General features: G+C 57.4%; 20 protein-coding genes. 14 read left to right on the forward strand and 6 right to left on the reverse strand.

Annotation, left to right across the window (positions count from 1 at the left end; all coding sequences use genetic code 11):
* Positions 1 to 256: 256 nt before the first annotated feature.
* The 5 genes from QRD42_RS03490 to pckA all read left to right on the forward strand — a co-directional run bounded on the left by QRD42_RS03490 (position 257) and on the right by pckA (position 6,363).
* Entirely contained in the window at positions 257 to 2,392 is a 2,136-nt protein-coding gene (locus tag QRD42_RS03490; protein WP_321988188.1) for an intracellular growth attenuator family protein, read from the forward strand.
* Positions 2,393 to 2,455: 63 nt separating this feature from the next.
* Positions 2,456 to 3,139 carry a GMP/IMP nucleotidase gene (yrfG, locus tag QRD42_RS03495; protein ID WP_321988189.1) on the forward strand — a complete coding sequence of 228 codons (684 nt, stop codon included), beginning with the start codon at positions 2,456 to 2,458 and terminating at the stop codon, positions 3,137 to 3,139.
* The gene (gene hslR / locus QRD42_RS03500) at positions 3,136 to 3,537 is read left to right on the forward strand and encodes a ribosome-associated heat shock protein Hsp15 (protein ID WP_072571236.1); all 402 of its coding nucleotides are present in this window, start codon (positions 3,136 to 3,138) and stop codon (positions 3,535 to 3,537) included. Before yrfG ends, hslR begins: the two co-directional genes overlap by 4 nt.
* A gap of 24 nt (positions 3,538 to 3,561) precedes the next feature.
* Positions 3,562 to 4,440 carry an Hsp33 family molecular chaperone HslO gene (gene hslO, locus QRD42_RS03505; protein WP_072571235.1) on the forward strand — a complete coding sequence of 293 codons (879 nt, stop codon included), beginning with the start codon at positions 3,562 to 3,564 and terminating at the stop codon, positions 4,438 to 4,440.
* Between the two features lie 303 nt (positions 4,441 to 4,743).
* Positions 4,744 to 6,363 carry a phosphoenolpyruvate carboxykinase (ATP) gene (gene pckA, locus QRD42_RS03510; RefSeq protein ID WP_072571234.1) on the forward strand — a complete coding sequence of 540 codons (1,620 nt, stop codon included), beginning with the start codon at positions 4,744 to 4,746 and terminating at the stop codon, positions 6,361 to 6,363.
* A 58-nt stretch (positions 6,364 to 6,421) separates the two neighbouring features.
* Here pckA and envZ read toward each other — a convergent pair whose 3' ends face one another.
* Both envZ and ompR read right to left on the reverse strand, forming a co-directional pair.
* The gene (gene envZ / locus QRD42_RS03515; protein ID WP_321988190.1) at positions 6,422 to 7,774 is read right to left on the reverse strand and encodes a two-component system sensor histidine kinase EnvZ; all 1,353 of its coding nucleotides are present in this window, start codon (positions 7,772 to 7,774) and stop codon (positions 6,422 to 6,424) included.
* Positions 7,771 to 8,490, reverse strand: coding sequence for a two-component system response regulator OmpR (gene ompR / locus QRD42_RS03520; protein WP_006177890.1), 720 nt, complete (start codon positions 8,488 to 8,490; stop codon positions 7,771 to 7,773). Before ompR ends, envZ begins: the two co-directional genes overlap by 4 nt.
* A 160-nt stretch (positions 8,491 to 8,650) precedes the next feature.
* Here ompR and greB point away from each other — a divergent pair, with 160 nt between their 5' ends.
* The 5 genes from greB to feoC all read left to right on the forward strand — a co-directional run bounded on the left by greB (position 8,651) and on the right by feoC (position 14,728).
* Positions 8,651 to 9,124 carry a transcription elongation factor GreB gene (gene greB, locus QRD42_RS03525; RefSeq protein ID WP_072571232.1) on the forward strand — a complete coding sequence of 158 codons (474 nt, stop codon included), beginning with the start codon at positions 8,651 to 8,653 and terminating at the stop codon, positions 9,122 to 9,124.
* A 98-nt stretch (positions 9,125 to 9,222) separates the two neighbouring features.
* The gene (locus QRD42_RS03530; protein WP_321988192.1) at positions 9,223 to 11,556 is read left to right on the forward strand and encodes a Tex family protein; all 2,334 of its coding nucleotides are present in this window, start codon (positions 9,223 to 9,225) and stop codon (positions 11,554 to 11,556) included.
* 342 nt (positions 11,557 to 11,898) lie between these two features.
* Positions 11,899 to 12,126: a ferrous iron transporter A gene (feoA, locus tag QRD42_RS03535; protein ID WP_088220980.1), complete on the forward strand. Its 228-nt coding sequence runs from the start codon at positions 11,899 to 11,901 to the stop codon at positions 12,124 to 12,126.
* Between the two features lie 32 nt (positions 12,127 to 12,158).
* On the forward strand, positions 12,159 to 14,480 hold the full coding sequence (gene feoB / locus QRD42_RS03540; RefSeq protein ID WP_321988193.1) for a Fe(2+) transporter permease subunit FeoB: 2,322 nt from the start codon (positions 12,159 to 12,161) through the stop codon (positions 14,478 to 14,480).
* 11 nt (positions 14,481 to 14,491) lie between these two features.
* Positions 14,492 to 14,728, forward strand: coding sequence for a [Fe-S]-dependent transcriptional repressor FeoC (feoC, locus tag QRD42_RS03545; protein WP_321988194.1), 237 nt, complete (start codon positions 14,492 to 14,494; stop codon positions 14,726 to 14,728).
* A gap of 33 nt (positions 14,729 to 14,761) precedes the next feature.
* On the opposite strand, the gene QRD42_RS03550 is transcribed toward feoC, so the two are convergent.
* Together QRD42_RS03550 and bioH are read right to left on the reverse strand one after the other, a co-directional pair.
* Positions 14,762 to 15,031, reverse strand: coding sequence for a YdgH/BhsA/McbA-like domain containing protein (locus QRD42_RS03550; RefSeq protein ID WP_321988195.1), 270 nt, complete (start codon positions 15,029 to 15,031; stop codon positions 14,762 to 14,764).
* Positions 15,032 to 15,149: 118 nt separating this feature from the next.
* Positions 15,150 to 15,923: a pimeloyl-ACP methyl ester esterase BioH gene (bioH, locus tag QRD42_RS03555; protein WP_321988196.1), complete on the reverse strand. Its 774-nt coding sequence runs from the start codon at positions 15,921 to 15,923 to the stop codon at positions 15,150 to 15,152.
* Positions 15,924 to 15,960: 37 nt separating this feature from the next.
* Here bioH and gntX point away from each other — a divergent pair, with 37 nt between their 5' ends.
* The 3 genes from gntX to gntT all read left to right on the forward strand — a co-directional run bounded on the left by gntX (position 15,961) and on the right by gntT (position 18,986).
* Positions 15,961 to 16,644: a DNA utilization protein GntX gene (gene gntX, locus QRD42_RS03560; RefSeq protein ID WP_072571225.1), complete on the forward strand. Its 684-nt coding sequence runs from the start codon at positions 15,961 to 15,963 to the stop codon at positions 16,642 to 16,644.
* 58 nt (positions 16,645 to 16,702) lie between these two features.
* Positions 16,703 to 17,278, forward strand: coding sequence for a Fe-S biogenesis protein NfuA (nfuA, locus tag QRD42_RS03565; protein WP_072571224.1), 576 nt, complete (start codon positions 16,703 to 16,705; stop codon positions 17,276 to 17,278).
* A 391-nt stretch (positions 17,279 to 17,669) separates the two neighbouring features.
* The gene (gntT, locus tag QRD42_RS03570; RefSeq protein WP_072571223.1) at positions 17,670 to 18,986 is read left to right on the forward strand and encodes a gluconate transporter; all 1,317 of its coding nucleotides are present in this window, start codon (positions 17,670 to 17,672) and stop codon (positions 18,984 to 18,986) included.
* 46 nt (positions 18,987 to 19,032) lie between these two features.
* Here the strand turns inward: gntT and malQ are convergent, their stop codons facing one another.
* Both malQ and malP read right to left on the reverse strand, forming a co-directional pair.
* Complete coding sequence (malQ, locus tag QRD42_RS03575; RefSeq protein WP_321988197.1) at positions 19,033 to 21,120, reverse strand: 4-alpha-glucanotransferase; 2,088 nt, start codon at positions 21,118 to 21,120, stop codon at positions 19,033 to 19,035.
* Positions 21,121 to 21,128: 8 nt separating this feature from the next.
* Positions 21,129 to 23,519: a maltodextrin phosphorylase gene (malP, locus tag QRD42_RS03580; protein WP_321988198.1), complete on the reverse strand. Its 2,391-nt coding sequence runs from the start codon at positions 23,517 to 23,519 to the stop codon at positions 21,129 to 21,131.
* A 588-nt stretch (positions 23,520 to 24,107) separates the two neighbouring features.
* Between malP and malT the strand changes: the two genes are divergently transcribed.
* On the forward strand, positions 24,108 to 26,813 hold the full coding sequence (malT, locus tag QRD42_RS03585) for an HTH-type transcriptional regulator MalT (protein WP_072571300.1): 2,706 nt from the start codon (positions 24,108 to 24,110) through the stop codon (positions 26,811 to 26,813).
* Positions 26,814 to 26,819 lie beyond the last annotated feature (6 nt).

Here is a 26,819-nt window from a genome sequence, read left to right on the forward strand (position 1 = left end):
GCATTCGCGCTCAATTTACATATTTGTAACGTCAACTAGTACATTCATCATTTCATTAAAAAAGTCAAGAGCTTGAATTGAGATTAGGAATTTGCTGATATTGCATGCAGCGCGTGTTTTGTTACTATCCTGCGCGCTGGTATGCGCTTAAAAGAATTCAGTTTTATACTTGCCCGAAACCAGCCATGTGATGACGTTTTTTTTGGAAAGGGTGCTACTGACCACACCTCTGTAAAAAAAGTAAGATGGGGAAAGTATGAGCACCATTTTGATTTTTTTCGCTGCCTGCCTTGCCTGCGCACTTCTTGCATGGTGGTTTTTCAGGCGACGGACGAAGCGCCTCTACCGGCTACCAAATCTTCAGGTTTTTGCTGATGCCGCCACGCGTAAATTAACCGCCGATGAGCGCAGCGCGGTTGAAAGTTACCTCGATTCGCTATCCCGTATCCTGGATGTCCCCGGCCCGACCGGTGCGACCACGCCGCCGGTGGCGATGGCGTTAAATACGCAAAGCAACACGGTTTTTTCCGTGACGCACGCGATCACCCGATACGGCATCAACACTGACGATCTCAATAAATGGCGCTACTACCTTGATGCGGTAGAAGTCCATTTGCCGCCGTTCTGGGAACAGTACATCACCGATGAAAACGCGGTGGAGCTGATCCACACCGACACCCTCCCGCTTGTCATTTCCCTCAACGGCCATACCCTGAGCGAATACATCCAGGAGACGCGCGGCTACTCGCTGGAAGTGCAAACCTCCACTCAGGCTTCCATTCGTGGCGAAGAGAGCGAGCAGATTGAACTGCTGAATATTCGTCAGCAAACGCGGGAAGAGTACGCCCTGAGCCGCCCGGATGGGCTGCGGGAAGCCCTGCTGATCAGCGCCTCTTTCCTGTTATTTTTCTTCTGCCTGGTCACGCCTAACGTTTTTGTGCCGTGGATGGCAGGCGGGGCAATCATGCTGCTGGCCGCAGGCCTGTGGGGATTATTCGCGCCGCCGGCAAAAAATACATTACGTGAGATCCACTGCCTGCGCGGTACGCCAAAGCGCTGGGGGCTGTTTGGTGAGAACGATCAGGAGCAGATCAATAATATTTCCCTCGGCATTATCGATCTGATTTATCCGCCGCACTGGCAGCCCTACATCGCACAGGACTTAGGCCAGCAGACGGACATTGATATTTATCTCGACCGCCATGTGGTGCGCCAGGGGCGCTTTTTATCCCTGCATGACGAAGCCACGCATTTCCCGGTTCAGCACTGGCTGCGCAGCGCCATTATCGCGGCAGGCGCGCTGATCGTGCTGGTGATGCTGCTGGTCTGGGTGCCGCTGGATATGCCCATCAAATTTACCGTGTCATGGATGAAAGGCGCGCAGACTATTGAAGCGACCAGCGTGAACGAGCTGGAAAAGGCGGCGGTGCGCGTGGGGGATACCCTGAGCCTGCGCGGCACCGGTATGTGCAGCATCCATGCGTCAGGCAACTGGAACGCCCAGCAAAAGTCGCCGTTTACACCGTTCGACTGCTCGCAGATTATCTGGAACGATGCGCCGCCCCTGCCGCTGCCGGAATCTGATACCGTTAATAAAGCCAGCGCGCTGATTCAGGCGGTTAACCGCCAGCTGCATCCCCAGACGGAAGACGATTCCCGCGTCAGCGCCGCGCTGCGTTCGGCCATAGAAAAATCCGGCATGGTGTTGCTGGATGATTTTGCCGATATCGTGCTGAAAACCCAGGATCTGTGCGCCGCCGAAGATGAGTGTCTGCGTCTTAAAAACGCGCTGGTTAACCTCGGCAATACCAAAGACTGGGAGGCGCTGACCCGTCGCGCCAGCACCGGTAAACTCAGCGGCGTGAACGTGCTGCTGCGCCCGGTCAGCGCCGAATCGCTGGATAATCTGGTGGACACCTCCACCGCGCCCTTTATTACCCGTGAAACCGCCCGTGCAGCGCAGGCGCTGAACAGCCCGGCGCCTGGCGGCTTTGTGATTGCCAGCGATGAAGGCAGCGAGCTGGTGGATCAGCCGTGGCCGCCCGTCGCGCTGTATGACTATCCGGCGCAGGATCAGTGGGGAGAGTTTCAGCGGCTGGCGCAAATGCTGATGCAGACGCCGTTCAGCGCCGAAGGGATCATCACCAATATTTATACCGACGCCAACGGCACCCGCCACATCAGCCTGCACCGTATGCCCGACAGCGCCGGACTGTGGCGTTATGCCGCGACCACCCTGCTGCTGGCGGCGCTGATCCTTTGCAGCCTGTATAACGGCATTCAGGCCCTGCGCCGCTATCAGCGCCATCGCACCCGCCTGGCCGACATTCAGCAGTACTATGACAGCTGCTTCAACCCGACGCTGATCTCCGCCCCGGACAACATTATCTGATAATATTCGGCGCGGGCTTTGGTTGCAGCCCGCGCCGAATTTTCCTTCTGTCCGGAGTGTTCTATGCATATTGATATTGACTGGCAAAACGTGGATACCGTTTTGCTGGACATGGACGGCACCCTGCTCGATCTGGCGTTTGATAACTATTTCTGGCAAAAACTGGTGCCGGAAACCTATGCCGCACAGCAGGGCATCACGCCGCAGGAAGCGCAGGCGTATATCGGCCAGCAATATCATGCCGTGCAGCATACGCTAAACTGGTACTGTCTGGATTACTGGAGTGAACGCCTCGGGCTGGATATTTGCGCCATGACCACCGCGCAGGGCGCGCGGGCGGTATTGCGTGAAGACACCGTGCCGTTTCTGGATGCGCTGAAAGCCTGTGGTAAACGCCGTATTTTGCTGACCAATGCGCACCCGCATAACCTGGCGGTGAAGCTTGAGCATACGGGCCTGGGTTCACACCTTGATTTATTACTTTCCACCCACACATTTAGCTATCCGAAAGAGGATCAGCGATTATGGCAAGCCGTACAGCAGGAGACCGGGCTTGATCCGGAACGCACCCTGTTTGTGGATGACAGCGAACCCATCCTCGATGCGGCGGCACAATTCGGTATTCGCTACTGCCTCGGCATTACGAATCCGGATTCCGGGATCGCTGAAAAGCAATATCAGCGCCATCCGGGGCTGAATGACTACCGCCGTTTGATCCCCGCGCTCGGCGCGAAGGAGACGCGATGAAAGAGAAACCCGCACAGCAGGTCCGCCTTGATAAATGGCTCTGGGCGGCACGCTTTTACAAAACCCGCGCGCTGGCACGTGAGATGATCGAAGGCGGCAAAGTGCACTACAACGGACAGCGCACCAAACCGAGTAAGATTGTTGAGCTGAATGCCATGCTGACGCTGCGTCAGGGAAATGACGAACGCACGGTAGTGGTGAGTGCCATTACCGAACAGCGCCGTCCGGCGAGTGAGGCGGTGGCGTTGTATGAAGAAACGGCAGAAAGCGTTGAAAAACGCGAGAAAATGGCCGAGGCCCGTAAACTTAACGCGCTCACCATGCCGCACCCCGATCGCCGTCCGGATAAGAAAGAACGCCGCGACCTGATAAAATTTAAATTCGGTGAAAAAGAGTAATTTTCACCCTAAGACGAGATGACTATGGCCCAACACGACCAATTGCACCGCTACCTGTTTGAAAACTATGCCGTTCGCGGCGAACTGGTGACGGTATCCGGGAGCCTGCAACATATCCTTGAAAATCATGATTACCCGCAGCCGGTGAAAATGATCCTCGGTGAGTTGCTGGTCGCGACAAGTTTACTGACTGCCACCCTGAAATTCGCCGGTGATATCACCGTGCAGTTGCAGGGCGATGGCCCGATGAGCCTCGCCGTTATCAATGGTAACAACCGCCAGGAAATGCGCGGCGTCGCGCGCGTGCAGGGCGACGTGCCAGACAATGCCGATCTGAAAACCCTTATCGGCAACGGTTATCTGGTGATCACCATTGCGCCGGAAGAAGGCGAACGCTATCAGGGCGTTGTCGGTCTGGAAGGCGATACGCTGGCCGAATGCCTGGAAGATTACTTCATGCGTTCTGAGCAGCTGCCGACGCGTCTGTTCATTCGCACCGGCGTGGTCGACGGTAAAGCGGCGGCGGGCGGTATGCTGTTGCAGGTCCTGCCGGCGCAGGATACCCAGGCCAATGATTTCGAACATCTGGCGACGCTGACCGATACCATCAAGCTGGAAGAGCTGACCACGCTGCCCGCCAACGACGTGCTGTGGCGTCTGTATCACGAAGAGGAAGTGACCCTTTACGATCCGCAGGACGTGGTGTTTAAGTGCACCTGCTCCCGCGAGCGTTGCGCCGGAGCGCTGCGTACCCTGCCGGATGAAGAAATCGACAGCATCCTGGCGGAAGAAGGCGAAATCGACATGCACTGCGATTACTGCGGTAATCACTATCTGTTCAATTCGATGGATATTGCGGAAATCCGCAACAACGCCTCCCCTGCGGATCCGCAGGTGCATTAATGCTGACTCGCGCGTCGCCGCCCGGCGGCGCGCCTTAAATCTTCATGAAACAGTTACGTAATTTCCTTTCATGAATGCGATTACACTCACAAAGCCGCCGACTAATCCTCTAAAAAAGCCCGATCGCGTAACGTTTCCTCCCTGACTCAAAGCAAAACATCCATAATTCGTCTCGCCAGGTGACGGGTGTAACCCTATATAGTGAGATTTTCCTGATACGTAAATCTATGAGCCCCGTCGCGGTTAAAACCCCTATAACAACCCTACAATCTCAGGTAGTACATTTAGCTAAGGAGTAGTGACATGCGCGTTAACGATTTAACCCCGCAGGATCTCGAGGCTTATGGTATCCACGACGTTAAGAATATTGTACACAACCCTGATTACGACACGCTGTATCAGGAAGAGCTCAATCCAGATCTGGAAGGATACGAGCGCGGTGTGCTGACAAATTCTGGTGCTATCGCCGTCGACACCGGTATTTTCACCGGCCGTTCGCCGAAAGATAAATACATTGTTCGCGATGACACCACCCGCGATACCGTGTGGTGGTCCGATAAAGGCAAAGGCAAGAACGACAATAAACCGCTCTCCCCGGAAACCTGGCAGCATCTGAAAGGCCTGGTTACCCGTCAACTCTCCGGCAAGCGGCTGTTTATTGTTGATGCCTTTTGCGGCGCGAACGCTGACACCCGTCTGTCGGTGCGCTTTATTACCGAAGTCGCCTGGCAGGCCCATTTCGTCAAAAACATGTTTATCCGCCCGACGGAAGAAGAGCTGGCGGGCTTTACGCCGGACTTTATCGTCATGAACGGCGCGAAGTGCACTAACCCACAGTGGAAAGAGCAGGGTCTGAACTCCGAGAATTTCGTGGCCTTTAATCTGACCGAACGCATTCAGCTGATCGGCGGCACCTGGTACGGCGGCGAAATGAAAAAAGGGATGTTCTCGATCATGAACTACCTGCTGCCGCTGAAGGGTATCGCTTCCATGCACTGTTCGGCGAACGTCGGTGAAAAAGGCGATGTGGCGGTGTTCTTTGGTCTGTCCGGCACCGGTAAAACCACCCTCTCCACCGATCCGAAACGCCGTCTGATCGGCGATGACGAACACGGCTGGGATGATGACGGCGTGTTTAACTTCGAAGGCGGCTGCTACGCCAAGACGATCAAGCTGTCTGAAGAGGCCGAGCCGGATATTTTCCACGCCATTCGCCGTGATGCGCTGCTGGAAAACGTCACCGTGCGCGCAGATGGCTCTGTCGATTATGACGATGGTTCCAAAACCGAGAACACCCGCGTCTCTTACCCGATCTATCACATTGATAATATCGTCAAGCCGGTGTCCAAAGCCGGACATGCCACCAAGGTGATCTTCCTCACCGCCGATGCTTTCGGCGTGCTGCCGCCGGTGTCGCGGCTGTCGGCTAACCAGACGCAGTACCATTTCCTGTCGGGTTTCACCGCCAAGCTGGCGGGCACCGAGCGCGGCGTCACCGAGCCGACCCCGACCTTCTCCGCCTGCTTTGGCGCGGCCTTCCTGTCGCTGCACCCGACGCAGTACGCCGAAGTGCTGGTGAAACGGATGCAGGCGGCGGGTGCGCAGGCTTATCTGGTGAATACCGGCTGGAACGGTACCGGCAAGCGCATCTCCATTAAAGATACGCGCGCGATTATTGACGCCATTCTGAATGGTTCGCTGGATCAGGCGGAAACCTTTACGCTGCCGATGTTTAATCTGGCGATCCCGACGACGTTGCCGGGTGTGGACACTGCGATCCTCGATCCGCGCAATACCTATGCGTCACCGGAACAGTGGCAGGAGAAAGCCGAAGCGCTGGCGAAACTGTTTATCAGTAATTTCGAGAAGTATACCGATACCCCGGCGGGTGCGGCGCTGGTGAGCGCCGGGCCGAAGCTGTAATCCTGCCTGTCAGAAGCCCGGCGGCGCGTTGCCTGCCGGGCCTACAGTTTCATCGCGCTTAACTCTCTTTCACCTGACTTGCGACACGCGTCACCGGAACCGGCAGCCAGGCGCGAATGCATAACCCGCCCCGCTCGCTCGTGCCCAGCTCCAGCAGACCGTTATGGTTATCGACAATACGCTGCACAATCGCCAGGCCTAAGCCTGTACCACTGGTGCTGCGCGCGCTGTCGCCCCGCACAAAAGGCTGGAACAGGTGCTTACGCTGCTCCGGTTTGATCCCCGGACCGTCGTCCTCCACCTGGAACCAGGCGCGATGCGGCTCGGTACCGCTGCTGACTTTGATCCAGCCGTTGCCATAGCGGGCGGCGTTAACCACCATATTCGCCACGGCACGCTTAATGGAGAGCGGATGCATACGCACCAGGATCTCATCCGGATGCATCGCCGTTTCGATTTCACGCTCATAGCCGCTTTCAGCCGCCACCACTTCGCCCAGTACCGAATTGAGATCGGCGATCTCCATCGGCATTTCCTGGCCGGTACGCAGGTAATCAATAAACTGCTCGATAATGGCGTTGCACTCTTCGATGTCTTTATTGATGGATTCCGCGAGATAGCCGTCTTCTTCGGCCATCATTTCCGTGGCGAGGCGAATGCGGGTCAGCGGCGTACGCAGATCGTGGCTGACGCCCGCCATTAACAGCGTACGGTCATCGGCCAGCTGTTTTACGCCCGCCGCCATCTGGTTGAAGGCGCGGGTCACGGAGCGCACCTCAGACGCGCCATATTCGCGCAGCGGCTGCGGGATCTGCCCTTTCCCCACTTTAAGCGCGGCATGTTCCAGATCCACCAGCGGCCGGTTCTGGATACGGATAAACAGCCATGCGCCGCCGATGGCCATCAGCATAATAGCCAGCGTATAGCGGAACAGCGGGGAGAAATCGCCCTGATGAATTTCCGTGAGCGGTACGCGCACCCAGATATTGGGCGACAGCCAGGTTTTGAGCCACACGACGGGCGAGCTTTTGTTGACCTCGACGCGCACTTCCGTCGGGCCGCCCAACTGCTGCGCCATCTGATGGCTTAAGAATTCGTAGTGTTGCGCCCAACGCAGGCCCGCGTCTTCAGCGGCCTCGTTGGAGTAGAGCGAAATGCCCAGTTCGCGGTAGATCTCCCGGCGAAACGCAGGGGGAACCATCAGTTGCGTGCCGTCCTCCAGTTGCAGTTTATCGGTCATCAGCATACGGACTTCGTAAGCGAGGACCTTATTAAACTGCTGGAGGCTCGGCAGGATCGCGAAGTTCAGCACCACCAGATAGGTCGTCACCAGGCTGACGAACAGCAGGGTGACGATCAGTAACAGCGTGCGGGCAAACGAGCTTCGCGGCGAGAAGCGCATTCGCCTCATGCTTTAGCGCCGTCCGGCACAAAGACGTAGCCCAGACCCCAGACGGTCTGAATATAGCGCGGGTGCGCCGGATCCTCTTCCACCATGCGGCGCAGGCGGGAGATCTGTACGTCGATGGAACGCTCCATCGCGGAGTATTCGCGGCCACGGGCCAGGTTCATCAGCTTATCGCGGGACAGCGGCTCGCGCGGATGACTGACCAGCGCTTTCAGCACGGCAAATTCACCGCTGGTCAGCGGCATCGGCTCATCTTCGCGGAACATTTCGCGGGTGCCGAGGTTAAGCTTAAACTTACCAAAGGCGATAACCGCTTCTTCCTGAGAGGGCGCGCCCGGCAGCTCATTCGCCTGACGACGCAGCACGGCGCGGATACGGGCCAGCAGTTCGCGCGGGTTGAAGGGTTTCGGAATGTAGTCGTCAGCGCCAATTTCGAGGCCCACGATACGGTCAACTTCTTCACCTTTCGCCGTGACCATAATGATCGGCATCGGGTTGCTCTGGCTACGCAGACGGCGGCAGATGGACAAACCATCTTCACCAGGTAACATTAAGTCGAGCACCATCAGGTGGAAGGATTCACGGGTTAACAGGCGATCCATCTGTTCTGCGTTGGCGACGCTGCGAACCTGGAAGCCTTGCTCGGTGAGATAACGTTCAAGCAGCGCACGCAGGCGCATATCGTCATCGACGACCAGAATCTTATAATTCTCTTGCATTGTTTGTACTCCCAAAGGTTCGGACAATCTTGAAAGCGTATTCTAAAAAAGTGTGCGCCCACCACCAGTTAATTCTGGTATGAATTCTAGTCGAAATTGTTACAAAGCATATTTAACAGCAAGTTATCTGTACATTTGCTCACAGAATAAGGCATGGAAAATGAAAACGCCCCTGATTACCCGTGAGGGTTACGACAAACTCAAGCAGGAAATGGATTATCTCTGGCGTCAGGAGCGCCCCGAAGTCACCAAAAAAGTGACCTGGGCGGCAAGTCTGGGCGACCGCAGTGAAAACGCCGACTACCAGTATAATAAGAAACGGCTGCGCGAGATCGACCGCCGGGTGCGCTATCTCACTAAATGCCTCGAAAATCTGCGTATCGTAGATTACTCCCCGCAGCAGGAAGGCAAAGTCTTTTTTGGCGCCTGGGTGGAAATTGAGAACGACGAGGGCGATACCCGCCGTTTCCGCATTGTCGGCTACGATGAAATTTTTGGTCAAAAGGATTACATCTCCATCGACTCGCCGATGGCGCGCGCGCTGCTGAAGAAAGAGGTTGGCGACGTCGCCGTTGTGCAGACGCCGGGCGGTGAAGCCACCTGGTATGTGAATGAGATCACCTATGTAAAATAGCCCGCCAGAATAATCCCTAAGCCGCCCGTTACGGCTGGCATTTTGCTGCCTCAATCCGTATAACTATCGGCTGTTTTTGCTCAGAAGATGATATTGAAATGATGAATAATTCGCTCTGCCGCATTATTGCGGGTGAACTTCAGGCGAGAGCTGAACAGGTAGAATCTGCCGTTCGCCTGCTTGATGAAGGGAACACCGTGCCGTTCATTGCACGTTATCGTAAAGAAGTCACCGGCGGTCTGGACGACACGCAATTACGTCAGCTCGAAACCCGTCTTGGCTACCTGCGCGAACTGGAAGAGAGACGCCAGGCGATCCTCAAATCCATCGGCGAACAGGGCAAGCTGACCGACGAACTGGCCGGGGCCATCAACAGTACGCTGAGCAAAACCGAACTCGAAGATCTCTACCTGCCCTATAAGCCTAAGCGCCGCACACGCGGGCAAATCGCCATTGAAGCAGGACTCGAACCACTCGCCGATCTACTGTGGAAGGATCCGTCCCATCACCCGGAAACCGAAGCCGCGAAATTCGTCGATGCGGATAAAGGCGTGGCTGACACCAAAGCGGCGCTGGATGGCGCGCGTTATATTCTGATGGAGCGCTTTGCGGAAGACGCGGCGCTGCTGGCGAAAGTGCGTGACTACCTGTGGAAGAACGCACATCTGGTGGCGACGGTGATTAGCGGCAAAGAGGAAGAAGGCGCGAAATTCCGCGACTATTTCGACCATCACGAACCCATCAGCAGCGTGCCGTCACACCGCGCGCTGGCGATGTTCCGTGGCCGCAACGAAGGCATTCTGCAACTGGCGCTGAACGCCGATCCGCAGTTTGATGAGCCGCCAAAAGAGAGCCATTGCGAACAGATCATCATCGACCATCTCGGCCTGCGCCTGAACAACGCCCCTGCCGACAGCTGGCGTCGTGGCGTGGTGAGCTGGACATGGCGCATCAAGGTGCTGATGCACCTCGAAACCGAATTAATGGGCACCGTGCGCGAGCGCGCCGAAGACGAAGCCATTAACGTGTTCGCCCGTAACCTGCACGATCTGCTGATGGCGGCCCCCGCGGGTCTGCGCGCCACCATGGGCCTTGATCCCGGCCTGCGCACCGGCGTGAAAGTGGCGGTGGTTGACGGCACCGGCAAGCTGGTAGCGACCGACACCATCTATCCGCACACCGGCCAGGCGGCGAAAGCGGCGGTAGTGGTCGCCACGCTGTGCGAAAAACATAATGTTGAGCTGGTGGCCATCGGTAACGGTACCGCTTCCCGCGAAACCGAGCGCTTCTTCCTCGACGTGCAAAAGCAGTTCCCGAAAGTGACGGCGCAAAAGGTCATCGTCAGCGAAGCGGGCGCGTCTGTCTATTCCGCCTCTGAGCTGGCGGCGCTGGAGTTCCCGGATCTGGATGTCTCCATCCGTGGCGCGGTGTCTATCGCCCGTCGTTTACAGGATCCGCTGGCGGAGCTGGTGAAAATCGATCCGAAATCCATCGGCGTCGGCCAGTACCAGCACGACGTCAGCCAGTCACAGCTGGCGCGTAAGCTCGATGCGGTGGTGGAAGACTGCGTAAACGCCGTGGGCGTCGATCTGAATACCGCCTCCGTACCGCTGTTAACCCGCGTGGCGGGTTTAACCCGCATGATGGCGCAGAATATTGTGGCCTGGCGCGATGAGAACGGTCAGTTCCAGAATCGCCAGCAGTTGCTGAAGGTGAGCCGTCTGGGGCCGAAAGCCTTCGAGCAGTGCGCGGGCTTCCTGCGCATTAACCACGGCGATAACCCGCTGGATGCGTCAACGGTGCACCCGGAAGCCTATCCGGTGGTGGAGCGCATTCTGGCCGCCACCGAGCAGTCATTGCGCGATCTGATGGGTAACGGCAACGAGCTGCGTCAGCTGAAAGCCTCCGACTTCACCGATGAGCGTTTCGGCGTGCCGACGGTGACCGATATCATTAAAGAGCTGGAAAAACCAGGCCGCGATCCGCGTCCGGAATTCAAAACCGCGACTTTCGCCGAGGGCGTGGAAACCATGAACGACCTGCTGCCAGGCATGATCCTTGAAGGCGCGGTGACCAACGTCACCAACTTTGGCGCATTCGTGGACATCGGCGTGCATCAGGACGGCCTGGTGCATATCTCCTCGCTGTCCAATAAGTTTGTCGACGATCCGCACAGCGTGGTGAAAGCCGGTGATATCGTCAAAGTGAAGGTGATGGAAGTCGATCTGCCGCGAAAACGTATCGCCCTGACCATGCGTCTTGACGAACAGCCAGGCGAAACCAGTTCCCGTCGCGGCAGTGGCCCGCAGCGCGAACAGGCCAGCCGCCCGGCAGCGCGCGGGGCGGCAAAACCGCGTGGTCGTGAAACTCAGCCTTCCGGCAACAGCGCGATGATGGATGCGCTGGCGGCGGCCATGGGTAAAAAACGTTAATCTTTTTTTCGCCCTCTCCTGCGGGAGAGGGAATTAACTTTAAATAATTAATAAAACTTAACAGATCACTATTTTTCACATTATTAACACAATGCGTTAATTCTGGTTCCATTTAACTAAAATCATTTCCGCGTTTATTTTTGAGCTAAATCAAAAGTCACGCATATTAATCGCCAATATAACATTCACACACATTTTATCCGTTGATGATAAAAACCATTCTCATTACCATTCTTTCAGTTGATTATTTTGTCACCGTCGCCGGGGTCGCTTATTCCGCTTTTCCTGAATGTTGACGACGCCTGGCACACTACCCTGATTTGCAAAATTAAGTAGGTCCCTATGGCATTCTCACCTGACAGCGCGTGGAAAATTACCGGTTTCGCCCCTGAAATCAGCCCGGCTTACCGTCAGAAACTGCTTTCGCTTGGCATGCTGCCGGGCTCGTCATTTAACGTGGTGCGCGTCGCGCCCTTCGGTGACCCTGTACATATTGAAACCCGTCGGGTCAGCCTGGTATTACGAAAAAAAGATCTGGCGTTATTAGAAGTGGAAGCGGTATCCCGTTAATAAGCGACTGACTCACAGAGCGCAGCAATACTATGAAAAAATTAACCCTCGGTTTAATTGGCAATCCTAATTCCGGCAAGACAACTTTATTTAATCAGCTTACCGGCGCGCGTCAGCGTGTCGGTAACTGGGCGGGCGTCACGGTGGAGCGTAAAGAAGGGCTGTTCTCCACCACTGACCACGCGGTAACCCTGGTGGATCTGCCTGGCACCTATTCTCTGACCACCATTTCATCGCAAACCTCCCTCGATGAACAGATCGCCTGCCACTACATTCTGAGCGGCGAGGCGGACATGCTGATCAACGTGGTGGATGCGTCAAATCTGGAGCGTAATCTCTACCTGACGCTACAGCTGCTGGAGCTGGGCATTCCCTGCATCGTGGCGCTTAACATGCTCGACATTGCCGAGAAACAGCAGATCCGCATCGACATCGATGCCCTGTCCGCCCGCCTGGGTTGCCCGGTGGTGCCGCTGGTATCAACGCGCGGGCGCGGCATCGACGCCCTTAAGCTGGCGATTGACCGCCACCAGCAGAATCAGGCTATCAGCCTGGTGCATTATGCGCGTCCCCTGTTGCGGGAAGCCGCCATGCTGGCGGAAACCATGGATACACAGATGCCGGAACAACAGCGCCGCTGGCTGGCGTTGCAGATGCTGGAAGGCGATATCTACAGCCGCGGCTACGCGGGCGATGCGGCGCAGCATCTGCCGCAGGCGCTGGCGCGTCTGAAAGAGGAGATGGACGATCCTGCCCTGCACATCGCCGACGCCCGTTACCAGACCATCGCCGCCATTTGCGATGCGGTGAGCAACACGTTAACGGCGGAGCCGGGGCGCTTTACCGCCGCCATGGATAAGATCGTCCTTAACCGTCTGCTCGGGCTGCCGATCTTCCTGCTGGTGATGTACGTGATGTTTGTGCTGGCCATTAACATCGGCGGCGCGCTGGCACCGATCTTTGACGCCGGTTCCGTGGCCATTTTCATTCACGGTATTCAGTGGATTGGTTACACGCTGCATTTCCCGGACTGGCTGACCATTTTCCTTGCCCAGGGGCTGGGCGGCGGTATCAACACCGTGCTGCCGCTGGTGCCGCAGATCGGCATGATGTACCTGTTTCTGTCATTCCTTGAAGACTCCGGCTACATGGCGCGCGCGGCCTTTGTAATGGATCGCCTGATGCAGTCGCTGGGGCTACCGGGCAAATCCTTTGTGCCGCTGATTGTCGGCTTTGGCTGTAATGTGCCGTCGGTAATGGGCGCCCGCACGCTGGATGCGCCGCGTGAGCGCCTGATGACCATCATGATGGCACCCTTTATGTCCTGCGGCGCGCGGCTGGCGATCTTCGCGGTGTTCGCCTCGGCCTTCTTCGGGCAGCAGGGTGCGCTGGCGGTCTTCTCGCTCTATGTGCTGGGGATCGTGATGGCTATTCTCACCGGCCTGATGCTCAAGCACACCATTATGCGCGGCGAAGCCTCGCCTTTTGTGATGGAGCTGCCGGTGTATCACGTCCCGCACCTGAAAAGCCTGCTGCTGCAAACCTGGCAGCGTCTGAAAGGCTTTGTGCTGCGCGCGGGTAAGGTGATTGTGGTGGTCAGTATTTTCCTCAGCGCCCTGAACAGCTTTACGCTTGGCGGCCAGGCGGCTACGAGCATCAACGACTCGGCGCTGGCATCGGTCAGTCGGGTGTTCACGCCGCTGCTTGAGCCTGTCGGCGTGCAGGGCGATCACTGGCAGGCGACCGTCGGTCTGTTTACCGGCGCGATGGCAAAAGAAGTGGTGGTCGGGACATTGAACACCCTCTACACCGCCGAAAACATTCAGGACGCGCCCTTTGATGCCGCGCAGTTCAGCCTGACGGACGAACTGCTGGGCGCCGCGCAGGAAACCTGGCAAAGCCTGGTGGAAACCTTAAGCCTGAGCACGCTGGCTAACCCGATCGAAGCCAGTAAAGGCGACGGCGAAATGGCCACCGGCACCATGGGCGTGATGAGCGAGAAGTTTGGCAGCCCTGCCGCCGCCTACAGCTATCTGATCTTCGTGCTGCTCTACATCCCCTGTATTTCGGTGATGGGGGCCATCGCTCGCGAAGCGAGCCGCGGCTGGATGGGCTTCTCGATCCTCTGGGGGCTGAATATCGCTTATTCCCTCGCCACCCTGTTTTATCAGACGACCACCTTTAGCCAGCATCCGCGCTACAGCCTGGTCTGCATCCTCGCGGTGATCCTGTTTAACGTGCTGGTGATTGGCGGCTTGCGTCGCGCCAGAAGCCGGGTGAACGTCGATCTGCTGGCGACGCGTAAACAGCTTGCCCGCTGCTGCGAAGCCAGCACCGGCAGCGACTGTCACTAAGGAGACACGCCATGGCCTCACTGTTTGAGATCCGCGATATGCTGGCCCTGCATGGCAAAATGGAGGCCAGCGCCCTGAGCGCTGCGCTGCATACGCCGCTGTCGAGGGTGGAAGCGATGCTGAGCCGGATGGAGGCGCTGGGAAAAGTCCGTCGCGTTCAGGAAGAGCCCGGTGGCTGTCTGAGCGGGCAGTGCCGTCAGTGTCCGGAAGGAAAAGCCTGTCTGCGGGAGTGGTGGATGCCAGGCTGACAGACAGGCGGATCGGGGATCCGCCTGCTGCTGTTATTTATACACGTCTGCGGTAGCGTGAATGTCTTTGCCCGTTTTATCACCGCTGGTCACAACATAATATTTCCCGCCCAGCTCATCGGCTTTCTTCACGATTTCCGCTTTCGCATCCATCGGTGCAGTGGTGTCAGAGGTGGTCACTGTGCCAATTTTGGTCAGGTTCATCTCTTTGACTTTATCTTTCTGCAACTCTTCTGCTGCAAGCACGCGAAATGACAGCGATCCAATAACCAGAGACGCGACAATACCGGTAGCAAGTTTCATAGGCTTAACTCCTTTAAGGTTGTGGTTCTTAGGTCATTACGCTTTTCACCAACAAAGCCGCAGTGACATCCTTAAGTATTAACGCCAGTTGACTATTTCGCCACACGCCGGAGAGGGATCACGCCAGCGAGGCCTTAAAATCGAGCAGCGCCTGACAAAAGTCTTCCGGGTGAGAAATAAAGGGCGCATGGGCGGCTTTCGGGAAGATCACCGACTGGCTGGCGGGCCACGCCTCGTCCAGCCTCGCCACGATTTTGCGTGGCACCAGGCCATCAAGCCGACCGTACAGGCGCAGGAAAGGCTGCTTCAGTGAAGCCAGCGGCGCGCGCAGATCGGCGGTTTTGAGGATCTCCAGCCCGCCGTTAAGCACGGTTTCGCCTGGCATCGGCAGCGCCAGCACGGCGCTTTTCAGTTTGCGGGCATCTGCACGGGCCGTTTCGGTGCCCAGGGTTTGCAGCGCCAGGAAACGTTCCACGGTGCGTTGAAAATCCTCGCTCAGCTGACGCTGAAAGCCGGACAGCACCTCAGGCTTGATACCCGGCCAGTCATCTTCGGCGCAGAAGCAAGGGGAAGAAGCGACCGTTACCAGCGCCTGAACACGCTGCGGGGCGCTGAGCGCCGCCTGGCTTGCCACCAGCCCGCCCAGACTCCAGCCCAGCCAGATGGCGCTTTCCGGCGCACGGGCAAGCACCGCGTCTGTCATCCGCTGAAGGGACAGCGCGCCAAAGCCGCTGCTGCGGCCATAGCCCGGCAGATCCACCAGATGCAGCGTAAAATGCGGCGCGAGTTCCGCCGTTATGCAATCCCATACCTGCGCATTCAGTCCCCATCCGTGCAGCAGCACAAGATGACACTTTCCTTCGCCTTTGGTTTCCCACCACAGGTCATTCATCAGTTAGGCTTCTCTTTCATCAACAGGGAGGGGATCTATGCTATCAGTGCCTGGCTTATGCTGGCTATGCCGAATGCCGCTGGCGCTCGCGTCCTGGGGCATCTGTTCGGTGTGCTGCCGTGCGCTGTTTATCACGCAGACCGTCTGCCCGCAGTGCGGTTTACCGGCGGCGCTTTCCGGCCTGCCGTGCGGGCGTTGCCTGCAAAAACCGCCGCCCTGGCAGCAACTGGTGATGGTAAACGACTATGTGCCGCCGCTCAGTTCGTTGATCCACCGGCTGAAGTTCTCCCGCCAGCCGGAAGTGGCCCGGGCGCTGGCGCGTCTGTTGCTGTTGGCCGTTGCCCGCGCCCATCGTGAGCGGGGATCGCCCTGGCCCGACAGACTGATCAGCGTGCCCCTTCACCGCCGCCGCCGGTGGCGCAGAGGATTTAACCAGAGCGATCTGCTCTGCCGCCCGCTCGCCCGCTGGCTGACCTGCGCCTGGGACAGCACGGCGCTGATACGCGTTCGCGCCACGCCCGTTCAGCATCAGCTCAGCGCCAGACGGCGGAAACATAATCTGCGTCATGCCTTTCGCCTTGAATTACCGGTGCGCGGACTCCATATCGCTATCGTGGATGATGTCGTCACTACCGGCAGCACCGTCGCAGAGATTGCTCAGCTGCTTTTACGGGGCGGCGCGGCGACTGTTCAGGTATGGTGCCTGTGTCGAACCTTGTAGAGCCTCGATGATGGGCGTATTATAACCAAGTAAAATAGTCAACTATTAGGCCATTGCTATGATCCATATTTCCGACGCTGCACAAGCGCACTTTGCCAAACTGCTGGCAAATCAGGAAGAAGGAACACAAATCCGCGTATTTGTGATCAATCCGGGTACCCCAAACGCTGAATGTGGCGTCTCTTACTGCCCGCCGGACGCAGTGGAAGCTTCTGACACCGCCCTGAAATTTGACCTGCTGACGGCGTATGTCGATGAGTTGAGCGCGCCGTATCTGGATGATGCGGAGATCGATTTCGTTACCGATCAGCTGGGTTCACAGCTGACGCTGAAAGCCCCGAACGCCAAAATGCGTAAAGTGTCTGATGATGCGCCGCTGATGGAGCGCGTCGATTACATGATCCAGTCGCAGGTTAACCCGCAGCTGGCCGGTCACGGTGGCCGCGTTACGCTGATGGAAATTACTGAAGAAGGCTATGCCATTCTGCAGTTCGGCGGCGGTTGTAACGGCTGTTCGATGGTCGATGTGACCCTGAAAGAAGGGATCGAGAAGCAGCTGCTGAACGAGTTCCCGGAACTGAAAGGCGTGCGCGATCTGACCGAACACCAGCGCGGCGAACACTCCTACTACTGATGCACTCCCCCGCCCGGTGGCGCTTCGCTTACCGGGCCTACGTGTTAATACGTTCCCCGCCCGGTGGCGCTCCGCTTACCGGGCCTACAGGCTTCATAAGCGCAGCGCCACCCGGCAACCCGCCACCAAAAATTTAACATTCTCTTCCCCAGAATATGACCCACCTCGCAATTCTCACATTTAAACCGCCAGGGTCATTCTCATTCCTTATATGTTACCCGTATCATTCGCGCCAGTACTGCATTAACCCCAAACGGCCAGCTAAACTTTTGTTCAAATCTAAAAGCAAGCCGGGGCAGTGCGATGCGTTCTCTGTTCCCCCTGCGGGATAATTGGTAACGCCAGTAAGGTGTTTAACGTTACCCATAACAAATTAAAGGCCAGGTAAATCATGCCATTAGTCATCGTTGCTATCGGTGTTGTCTTGTTACTGTTGTTAATGATCCGTTTTAAACTGAACGGATTTATTGCCCTGATCCTGGTGGCGCTCGCCGTCGGACTGATGCAGGGCATGCCAGTAGACAAAGTGATCGCCTCCATTAAAGCGGGTGTCGGCGGTACGCTCGGCAGCCTTGCGCTGATCATGGGCTTCGGCGCTATGCTCGGCAAACTGCTCGCAGACTGCGGTGGGGCGCAGCGCATTGCCACCACGCTTATCGACAAATTTGGTCAGAAATACATTCAGTGGGCAGTGGTATTAACCGGTTTTACCGTCGGTTTCGCCCTGTTCTATGAAGTGGGCTTCGTGCTGTTGCTGCCGCTGGTGTTCACCATCGCCGCAAAAGCGCGCGTGCCGCTGCTTTACGTCGGCGTGCCGATGGCGGCAGCGCTTTCCGTAACGCACGGCTTCCTGCCGCCGCACCCGGGCCCGACCGCTATCGCCACTATCTTCCACGCCGATATGGGTAAAACCCTGCTCTACGGTACGCTGCTGGCGATCCCGACGGTGATCCTGGCAGGCCCGGTGTATGCCCGTTTCCTGAAAAATATTGATAAACCGATCCCGGAAGGCCTGTACAACGCGAAAACCTTCAGCGAAGCCGAAATGCCGAGCTTTGGCGTCAGCGTCTGGACCTCTCTGGTACCGGTGATCCTGATGGCGGGCCGTGCGATTGCAGAAATGGTGCTGCCGAAAGGCCATGCGCTGCTGCCTTACGCTGAATTCTTCGGCGACCCGGTTATGGCCACGCTGATTGCCGTGCTGATCGCCATCTTCACCTTCGGCCTGAACCGTGGCCGTTCGATGGATGACGTGACCGATACCATCACTTCCTCGATCAAAATCATCGCCATGATGCTGCTGATCATCGGCGGCGGCGGCGCGTTCAAACAGGTGCTGGTCGACAGCGGCGTGGATAAATACATTGCCGCGATGATGCATTCCACTAACTTATCGCCGATCTTTATGGCCTGGTCGATTGCCGCAGTACTGCGTATTGCGCTGGGTTCTGCAACGGTTGCGGCGATCACGGCTGGCGGCATCGCTGCACCGCTGATCGCCACCACCGGTGTCAGCCCTGAGCTGATGGTTATCGCCGTGGGTTCCGGTAGCGTGATTTTCTCCCACGTGAACGATCCGGGTTTCTGGCTGTTCAAGGAGTACTTCAACCTGACTATCGGTGAAACCATGAAGTCATGGTCGGCGCTGGAGACCATTATTTCGGTCTGTGGTCTGGTGGGTTGTCTGCTGCTGGCTACGGTGATTTAACGGCTGTCTATTGCCCCTCTCCGGACGGAGAGGGGCAATGTAATACTTACTTCTTCCCTGCCGTTTTACGCCTTCTGTCCAGATCCTTAATCAGCCTGTTCACGCCGTCATCGGCAAACATCTTCTCAAGAGTGGTATTCAGCTTGCGCCGCCAGTTTTTGTACTGAGAACTGGTACCCGGAATATTTACCGGCGCGGCCATACCCAGCCAGTCTTCCGGCTGCAAGCCGAGCAGCGCGCTGTTGGAATCGGCGATATAACGCTGCATTCCGCGGTTCAGCGTACTGGTCATCGCCATACGTGAGGCCTTGTGCCCGGCACGTTTCGGCAGACAACCCTGCTTGTGCAGCGCCTCCAGCAGACCCTGTTTCGCCCGCTCGCGATCCTGGTACAGACCGCGCAGCACCTCTTCGTCCGGATACAGTCCCAGGGTTTTGCCCAGGGTTAAATCACCGGCTTCCCAGTAGCCGCGCAGCGTTGGCAGATCGTGAGTGGTCGCCACGGCCATCGACTGTTCCGGCCATTTTTGCGGTGGCAGGAAGACGTTTTCGCTGTTCTCGAAATAGAGCACCTTGTAGGAGTAGATGCCGCCGTCGCGCAGCTTGCTGACAATCTCCACCGGCACCGTCCCCAGGTCTTCGCCAATCACCATGCACTGGTGGCGCTTGCTTTCCAGGGCGAGGATCGACAGCAAATCGTCCACCGGATACTGCACGTACGCCCCCTGATCGGCGGTTTCGCCGTAGGGGATCCACCACAGGCGCAGCATCGACATCACATGATCAATACGCAGCGCGCCGCAGCTTTTCATGTTCGCGCGCAAGAGCTGGATAAAAGGCTCGTAGCCGCGCGCCGTCATGACGTGCGGATCCATCGGCGGCAGTCCCCAGTTCTGGCCGAGCGGACCAAGAATGTCAGGCGGTGCGCCGACGGACGCTTTCAGGCAGTAGAGTTCACGATCGCACCAGGTTTCCGCGCCGCCTTCCGCCACGCCCACTGCCAGATCGCGGTACAGGCCAATCGGCATGGCGAAGCCCTGGCTGGTTTCCCAGCACTGCGCAAACTGCTCGCAGGCCAGCCACTGTAGCCACAGGTAAAACTGTACTTCGTCGGCGTACTCTTCGCAGAACTGCTTCACTTCCGGACTGTCGGTACGCTGATAGCCTTCCGGCCATGCCGGCCAGCCCCAGCGCATCTCATCTTCTTTCACCTGCTGCGCGTGCAGCGCGTCAAACGCCGCCTGCCAGTACAGGCTCTCGCCTTCCTGCGTAACAAAGTCGTTGAACGCCACTTTCTGCGCATCGCTGTCTTTACGGGCGGCAAAGCCTTTCCACGCCAGACGCAGCGCGGCAATTTTCAGCGCGGTAACGGTCGCGTAATCCACGTATTCGGCGTTGCGCGCAGCGCGCAGCGCATCCTGCGTAGAGGCCATTTTCCACCACTTCTGCGCTTCTTTGCTGCGCTGGAAATCCTCCACGGCGTTCACGTCGATATAGACGATATTCAGCCAGCGGCGGGATGACGGGCTGTACGGACTGGCGCTTTCCGGGTTAGCCGGGTAGAGCACGTGGATCGGGTTCAGACCGATAAAAGAACCGCCCCGCTTCGCCACGTCCACCAGCATGGCCTTCAGATCGCCAAAATCGCCGATCCCCCAGTTTTTTTCCGAACGCAGGGTGTAGAGCTGCACGCAGGCGCCCCACAGTTTTTTCCCATCGTGTAACGCCTGCGGTTCATAGCAGCGCTTCGGCGCGACTATCACCCGACACTGCCATTGCTGTTTCGCCTTACCGATCTCAAGCGTGTGATAGCCCTCCGGCAGCTTCGCCGGCAGATTGAGCGCTTTGCCACCGGTGGCCAGGCCGGTGTACTCCCGGCCCTCTTCGGTGATCAGCCGCCAGCTGAATTCCCCGCTGCCTTCAACAGGCAGCGGCATTTTTTTGCCGTGGGTAAAGATCTTCACCGGCGGCACAGGCGGAACCGCCCCCTTTTTCGGGGCGGCCGGGCGATGCATGGCGTCCAGCAAACGCTGTTTGGTTTCCGCGCCAATAGACTGCGGTTTACCGTGAGCATTGATGTAATGAGGGCTGATCCCCGCCGCCAGCGCGGCGGCATCAAGTCGTTTGCTTTCCATGGCTTTCCTTAACGTTTGGCCTGCCAGATACGGGTCTGATAATCACGGATGGAGCGATCCGAACTGAACATGCCGCAGCGGGCAGTATTCAGAATAGCGGCTCGCGTCCAGGCGTCCTGATCGCGGTACAGGACGTCCACTTGTTTTTGCGCGTCGACATAGGCGGTGAAGTCGGCCATCACCAGATACGGGTCGCCGCCCTGCTTGCCCATGCTGTGCAGCATCTGATCGAAGGCGTGTTTATCGCCATCGCTGTAGACGCCGTTTTCCAGCTCTTTGAGCACCGCATCCAGCACTTTGTCTTTTTTGCGCCACTTCAGCGGATCGTAGCCTTTGGCCTTCAGCGCCTTCACCTGTTCAACAGTATGGCCGAAGATAAAGATGTTATCGTCGCCAACCTGCTCGGCAATTTCGACATTTGCGCCATCAAGCGTACCGACAGTGAGCGCGCCGTTGAGCGCCAGCTTCATATTGCCGGTGCCGGAGGCCTCTTTGCCCGCGGTGGAAATCTGCTCGGAAACATCCGCCGCCGGGATGAGCATTTCCGCTGCCGACACGCAGTAATCCGGCAGGAACACCACTTTCAGTTTGTCGCCGACACGGGGATCGTTGTTGACCGCTTCCGCCACTTTGTTGATGGCGAAGATGATGTTTTTCGCCAGGTAGTAGCCCGGCGCGGCTTTCGCGCCAAACAGGAAGACGCGCGGCACGCGGTCGGCGGTCGGGTTTTCGCGGATCTCTTTGTACAGCGCCAGAATATGCAGCAGATTGAGGTGCTGACGTTTGTACTCGTGCAGGCGTTTGATCTGAATATCAAAAATGGCCTCCGGATTGATCTCAATGCCGGTGCGCGCTTTCACATAGCTCGCCAGACGCACTTTGTTGGCCCGTTTGATATCGCGGTACTGCGCGCGGAACGCCACGTCGTCGGCATATTTTTCCAGGCCCTGAAGCTGGTCGAGATCGTTGGCCCATTCGGTTTTCAGCGTCGTGTCGAGCAGCGCGGCCAGCGCCGGGTTGCACTGTTTGATCCAGCGGCGCGGTGTGATGCCGTTGGTCACATTGTGGAATTTATTCGGCCACAGCTGGTGATATTCCGGGAACAGATCTTTGACCACCAGATCCGAGTGCAGCGCCGCCACGCCGTTGACGGCAAAGCCGCTCACCACGCACAGATTCGCCATGCGCACCTGTTTGTTATGCACCACCGCCAGCTTCGCCCAGACGTCTTTGTCCCCCGGCCAGGTTTGCTCCACCTGCGATTTAAAGCGGTTGTTGATAGTGCTGATGATCTGCATATGGCGCGGCAGCAGCGCTTTCACCAGCTTCTCATCCCAGCACTCCAGCGCTTCCGGCATCAGGGTATGGTTGGTGTAGGCGAAGGTTTTGCCGGCGATCGCCCAGGCGTCGTCCCAGCTGAGCTGGTGTTCGTCGATCAACACGCGCAGCAGCTCCGGAATGGCGATGGTCGGGTGCGTGTCGTTAAGCTGGATCACTTCGAAGTCCGGCAACTGCGCAATGGTACGTCCGGCGAGGTGATGACGGCGCAGAATATCTGCCACCGAACAGGCGCACTGGAAATACTGCTGCATCAGACGCAGCTTTTTGCCCGCCAGATGGTTGTCGTTCGGGTAGAGCACTTTGGTCAGTTTTTCGGCGTCGATACCCTGCTGTTCGGCACGCAGGAAATCGCCGTTGTTAAAACGGGTGAGGTCGAACGGATGGGCATGTTTTGCCTGCCACAGGCGCAGCGGCTGCGCGACGCTGTTGCGGTAGCCGAGCACCGGCAGATCCCAGGCTTCGCCGATAAGATTGAAGGCTGGCGTCCAGTGGCCGTCTTTGCTGATTTTGCCGCCGATGCCCACCTGCACATCCAGCGCGGCATTGTGACGGAACCACGGATAGCTGCCGCGATGCCAGTCGTCCGGCGCTTCCTGCTGCTGCCCGTCAGCAAAAGACTGGCGGAACAGGCCGTACTGGTAGTTCAGGCCATAGCCGGTCGCCGCCTGGCCCACCGTCGCCATGGAGTCCAGGAAGCAGGCAGCGAGACGCCCCAGCCCACCGTTGCCCAGCGCCGGATCGATCTCTTCTTCCAGCAAATCCGTCAGGTTGACGTTATGGGTTTGAAGCACATCGCTCACCTCCTGATACCAGCCGAGGTTGAGCAGGTTGTTGCCGGTCAGACGACCAATCAGAAATTCCATTGAGATGTAGTTCACGTGGCGCTGGTTTTTGGCCGGGGCTTCTGCCTGTACCGGCAGTAATTCCGCCAGCGCGCCGCTGACCGCGTGCCACCACTGCTGCCGGGTCATCTGGTCTGCGGCATTAAGACCAAAACGCTGCCACTGACGCGTCAGGGCCGCTTCGAATTGTGCTGTGTTAAATGTGGGCTGTGACATAGGGAACTCGGATCCTGTAAGTAAAAAACAACATTAGTGCTAGTGTGCCTGGCTCCCGTTTCGGCTACCTCATCCTGCCAGGGATTAGAAAGGGAGGAGTAGCGGGGAGGAGCGAAAAGTGTGATCGCGGCCACTTAGCATCCTTGTATGCGGGCATTCTGCCGTGGTCATTCGCCGATAACCCGGAACATGCTCAAAAAATTGAAATGTCGTTTCATGGGAATTATCTGCTGCGGATAAAGACAATGCGAAAAATTTATTATTTTGCTGAAAATTTAAACCGCGTCACGGCTATTTCTGGCAGACATAAGCTGACATCGATTTTCATAATATTTAAATTCGCTGTGGGTCAAAAAAGCGCATTTTTTCGTTTGCGCGCTTTATCGCCGATTCAGTGTTCATGCGCCATGGCTGGCTGTCGGAGGTAATATTCATAAAGGTTATGGAATTGTGACACAGTGCAAATTAAGCGCGGTCAAATTCGGACATAACTTGCAATACATGTCATTCTGGCCGAACGTATTCTTTATTAATTACGAAGCGCAAAAAAAATCGCCTTTCCCGTTACCTCACAGTGAAGTGATGACTATGTTGATTCCGTCTAAATTAAGTCGCCCGGTTCGCCTTGACCACACAGTGGTGCGCGACCGATTGCTGGCTAAACTTGCGGGCGCCAACAATTTTCGCCTGGCGCTGGTGACAAGTCCTGCCGGTTATGGAAAAACGACCCTGATTTCGCAGTGGGCCGCAGGGAAAAGCGATCTCGGATGGTTTTCTCTTGATGAGGGGGACAATCAGCAGGAGCGCTTTGCCAGCTATTTGATGGCGGCGGTGCAGCAGGCCACCCACGGTCACTGTGTCACCAGCGAAGCCATTGCTCAGAAAGGCCAGTACGCCAGCCTGTCGTCGCTGTTTGCCCAGCTGTTTATCGAGCTGGCGGACTGGGATCGCCCGCTCTATCTGGTGATTGATGATTATCACCTGGTCACCAATCCGGTGATCCACGACGCCATGCGCTTTTTCCTGCGCCATCAGCCAGAATGCCTGACGCTGGTAGTGCTGTCGCGTAATTTGCCGCAACTGGGTATCGCCAACCTGCGCGTGCGCGATCAATTGCTGGAAATCGGCAGTCAGCATCTGGCCTTTACCCATCAGGAAGCGAAGCAGTTTTTCGACTGTCGCCTGGAATCCCCCATTGAACCGGCAGAGAGCAGCCGCCTGTGCGACGATGTGGCCGGCTGGGCCACCGCGCTACAGCTCATCGCCCTTTCCGCCCGTCAGAATAACCATGCCGCGCACCAATCCGCGCGCCGTCTCGCGGGGATCAACGCCAGCCATCTGTCCGATTATCTGGTAGATGAAGTGCTGGATAATATCGATCTCAGTACCCGTCATTTGTTGCTGAAAAGTTCCCTGCTGCGCTCGATGAACGACGCGCTGATTGTGCGTGTTACGGGCGAAGAAAACGGGCAGATGCGCCTGGAAGAGATCGAACGTCAGGGCCTTTTTCTGCAACGGATGGATGATTCTGGTGAATGGTTCAGCTATCACCCGCTGTTCGGTAACTTCCTGCGTCAGCGCTGTCAGTGGGAGCTGGCGACCGAGCTGCCGGAGATCCACCGCGCGGCGGCGGAAAGCTGGATGGCGCAGGGCTTCCCCAGCGAAGCCATTCATCACGCGCTGGCCGCGGGCGATGGCAACATGCTGCGCGACATCCTGCTGCATCACGCCTGGGGGCTGTTTAACCACAGCGAACTGGCGCTGCTGGAAGAATCCCTGAAAGCGCTGCCCTGGGAAAGCCTGCTGGAGAATCCGCGCCTGGTGCTGCTTCAGGCGTGGCTGATGCAGAGCCAGTACCGCTACAGCGAAGTGAACACTCTGCTGGCCCGCGCAGAGCAGGAGATGGACATGGAAATGGATCGCTCCCTGCACGGTGATTTCAACGCCCTGCGCGCGCAGGTGGCGATTAACGCCGGCGATCCCGCCGAAGCCGAGCGCCTGTCGACCGTGGCGCTGGAAGAGCTGCCGCTGGCGAATTACTACAGCCGTATCGTCGCCACCTCGGTACACGGTGAAGTGCTGCACTGCAAAGGACAGCTGACCAACTCGCTGGCGGTGATGCAGCAGACCGAGCAGATGGCGCGTCGCCACGACGTCTGGCATTACGCGCTGTGGAGCCTGATCCAGCAGAGCGAAATTCTGTTCGCCCAGGGCTTTTTACAGGCCGCCTGGGAAACGCAGGAAAAAGCCTTTGCGCTGATCCGTGAGCAGCATCTTGAGCAGTTGCCGCTGCACGAGTTTTTACTGCGCATCCGCGCACAACTGCTGTGGGCGTGGGCGCGTCTGGATGAATCGGAAGCCGCTGCTCGCGAAGGCCTGAACGTGCTCGCTGCCTACCAGCCGCAGCAGCAGATGCAGTGTCTGGCGCTGCTGGTGCAGAACTCTCTGGCGCGCGGCGATCTGGACAACGCCCGCAGCCATCTTAACCGTCTGGAAAACCTGCTCGGCAACGGCCAGTATCACAGCGACTGGGTGTCCAACGCCGATAAAGTACGGGTGATCTACTGGCAGATGATTGGCGACAAAAATGCCGCTGCCCAGTGGCTGCGCCAGACGCCGAAGCCGGAATTCGCCGATAACCATTTCCTGCAAAGCCAGTGGCGCAACATCGCCCGCGCGCAGATCTTACTTGGCGATTTCGATCCGGCGGAGATGGTGCTGGAGGAGTTAAACGAAAACGCGCGCAGTCTGCGGCTGATGAGCGATCTGAACCGTAACCTGCTGCTGCTGAACCAGCTCTACTGGCAGGCGGGACGTAAAAGCGATGCGCAGCGGGTGCTGATGGAAGCGCTGACGCTGGCTAACCGCACCGGCTTTATCAGCCACTTTGTGATTGAAGGGGAAGCGATGGCGCAGCAACTGCGCCAGCTGATCCAGCTTAACGCCCTGCCGGAACTGGAAGGGCATCGCGCCCAGCGTATACTTCGCGACATTAACCAGCATCATCGCCACAAATTCGCGCATTTTGATGAAGGCTTTGTCGAGCGCCTGCTCAATCACCCGGAAGTGCCGGAGCTGATCCGCACCAGTCCGCTGACCCAGCGGGAATGGCAGGTTTTAGGGCTCATCTATTCCGGCTACAGTAATGAACAGATTGCTGGTGAGCTGGCGGTGGCGGCCACCACCATCAAAACGCATATTCGTAATCTGTATCAGAAGCTCGGCGTGGCGCACCGTCAGGATGCGGTGCAGCACGCGCAGCAGCTATTGAAGATGATGGGATACGGGGTATAAGCCCCG

This window comes from Enterobacter sp. PGRG2, assembly GCF_030291195.1.
Lineage (GTDB): Bacteria > Pseudomonadota > Gammaproteobacteria > Enterobacterales > Enterobacteriaceae > Enterobacter_D.

Bases quoted from the DNA above. Each gene is read 5' to 3' on its own strand.
- QRD42_RS03490 (WP_321988188.1), top strand. From the start codon at position 257: ATGAGCACCATTTTGATTTTTTTCGCTGCCTGCCTTGCCTGCGCACTT.
- yrfG (WP_321988189.1), top strand. From the start codon at position 2,456: ATGCATATTGATATTGACTGGCAAAACGTGGATACCGTTTTGCTGGAC.
- hslR (WP_072571236.1), top strand. From the start codon at position 3,136: ATGAAAGAGAAACCCGCACAGCAGGTCCGCCTTGATAAATGGCTCTGG.
- hslO (WP_072571235.1), top strand. From the start codon at position 3,562: ATGGCCCAACACGACCAATTGCACCGCTACCTGTTTGAAAACTATGCC.
- pckA (WP_072571234.1), top strand. From the start codon at position 4,744: ATGCGCGTTAACGATTTAACCCCGCAGGATCTCGAGGCTTATGGTATC.
- envZ (WP_321988190.1), bottom strand. From the start codon at position 7,774: ATGAGGCGAATGCGCTTCTCGCCGCGAAGCTCGTTTGCCCGCACGCTG.
- ompR (WP_006177890.1), bottom strand. From the start codon at position 8,490: ATGCAAGAGAATTATAAGATTCTGGTCGTCGATGACGATATGCGCCTG.
- greB (WP_072571232.1), top strand. From the start codon at position 8,651: ATGAAAACGCCCCTGATTACCCGTGAGGGTTACGACAAACTCAAGCAG.
- QRD42_RS03530 (WP_321988192.1), top strand. From the start codon at position 9,223: ATGATGAATAATTCGCTCTGCCGCATTATTGCGGGTGAACTTCAGGCG.
- feoA (WP_088220980.1), top strand. From the start codon at position 11,899: ATGGCATTCTCACCTGACAGCGCGTGGAAAATTACCGGTTTCGCCCCT.
- feoB (WP_321988193.1), top strand. From the start codon at position 12,159: ATGAAAAAATTAACCCTCGGTTTAATTGGCAATCCTAATTCCGGCAAG.
- feoC (WP_321988194.1), top strand. From the start codon at position 14,492: ATGGCCTCACTGTTTGAGATCCGCGATATGCTGGCCCTGCATGGCAAA.
- QRD42_RS03550 (WP_321988195.1), bottom strand. From the start codon at position 15,031: ATGAAACTTGCTACCGGTATTGTCGCGTCTCTGGTTATTGGATCGCTG.
- bioH (WP_321988196.1), bottom strand. From the start codon at position 15,923: ATGAATGACCTGTGGTGGGAAACCAAAGGCGAAGGAAAGTGTCATCTT.
- gntX (WP_072571225.1), top strand. From the start codon at position 15,961: ATGCTATCAGTGCCTGGCTTATGCTGGCTATGCCGAATGCCGCTGGCG.
- nfuA (WP_072571224.1), top strand. From the start codon at position 16,703: ATGATCCATATTTCCGACGCTGCACAAGCGCACTTTGCCAAACTGCTG.
- gntT (WP_072571223.1), top strand. From the start codon at position 17,670: ATGCCATTAGTCATCGTTGCTATCGGTGTTGTCTTGTTACTGTTGTTA.
- malQ (WP_321988197.1), bottom strand. From the start codon at position 21,120: ATGGAAAGCAAACGACTTGATGCCGCCGCGCTGGCGGCGGGGATCAGC.
- malP (WP_321988198.1), bottom strand. From the start codon at position 23,519: ATGTCACAGCCCACATTTAACACAGCACAATTCGAAGCGGCCCTGACG.
- malT (WP_072571300.1), top strand. From the start codon at position 24,108: ATGTTGATTCCGTCTAAATTAAGTCGCCCGGTTCGCCTTGACCACACA.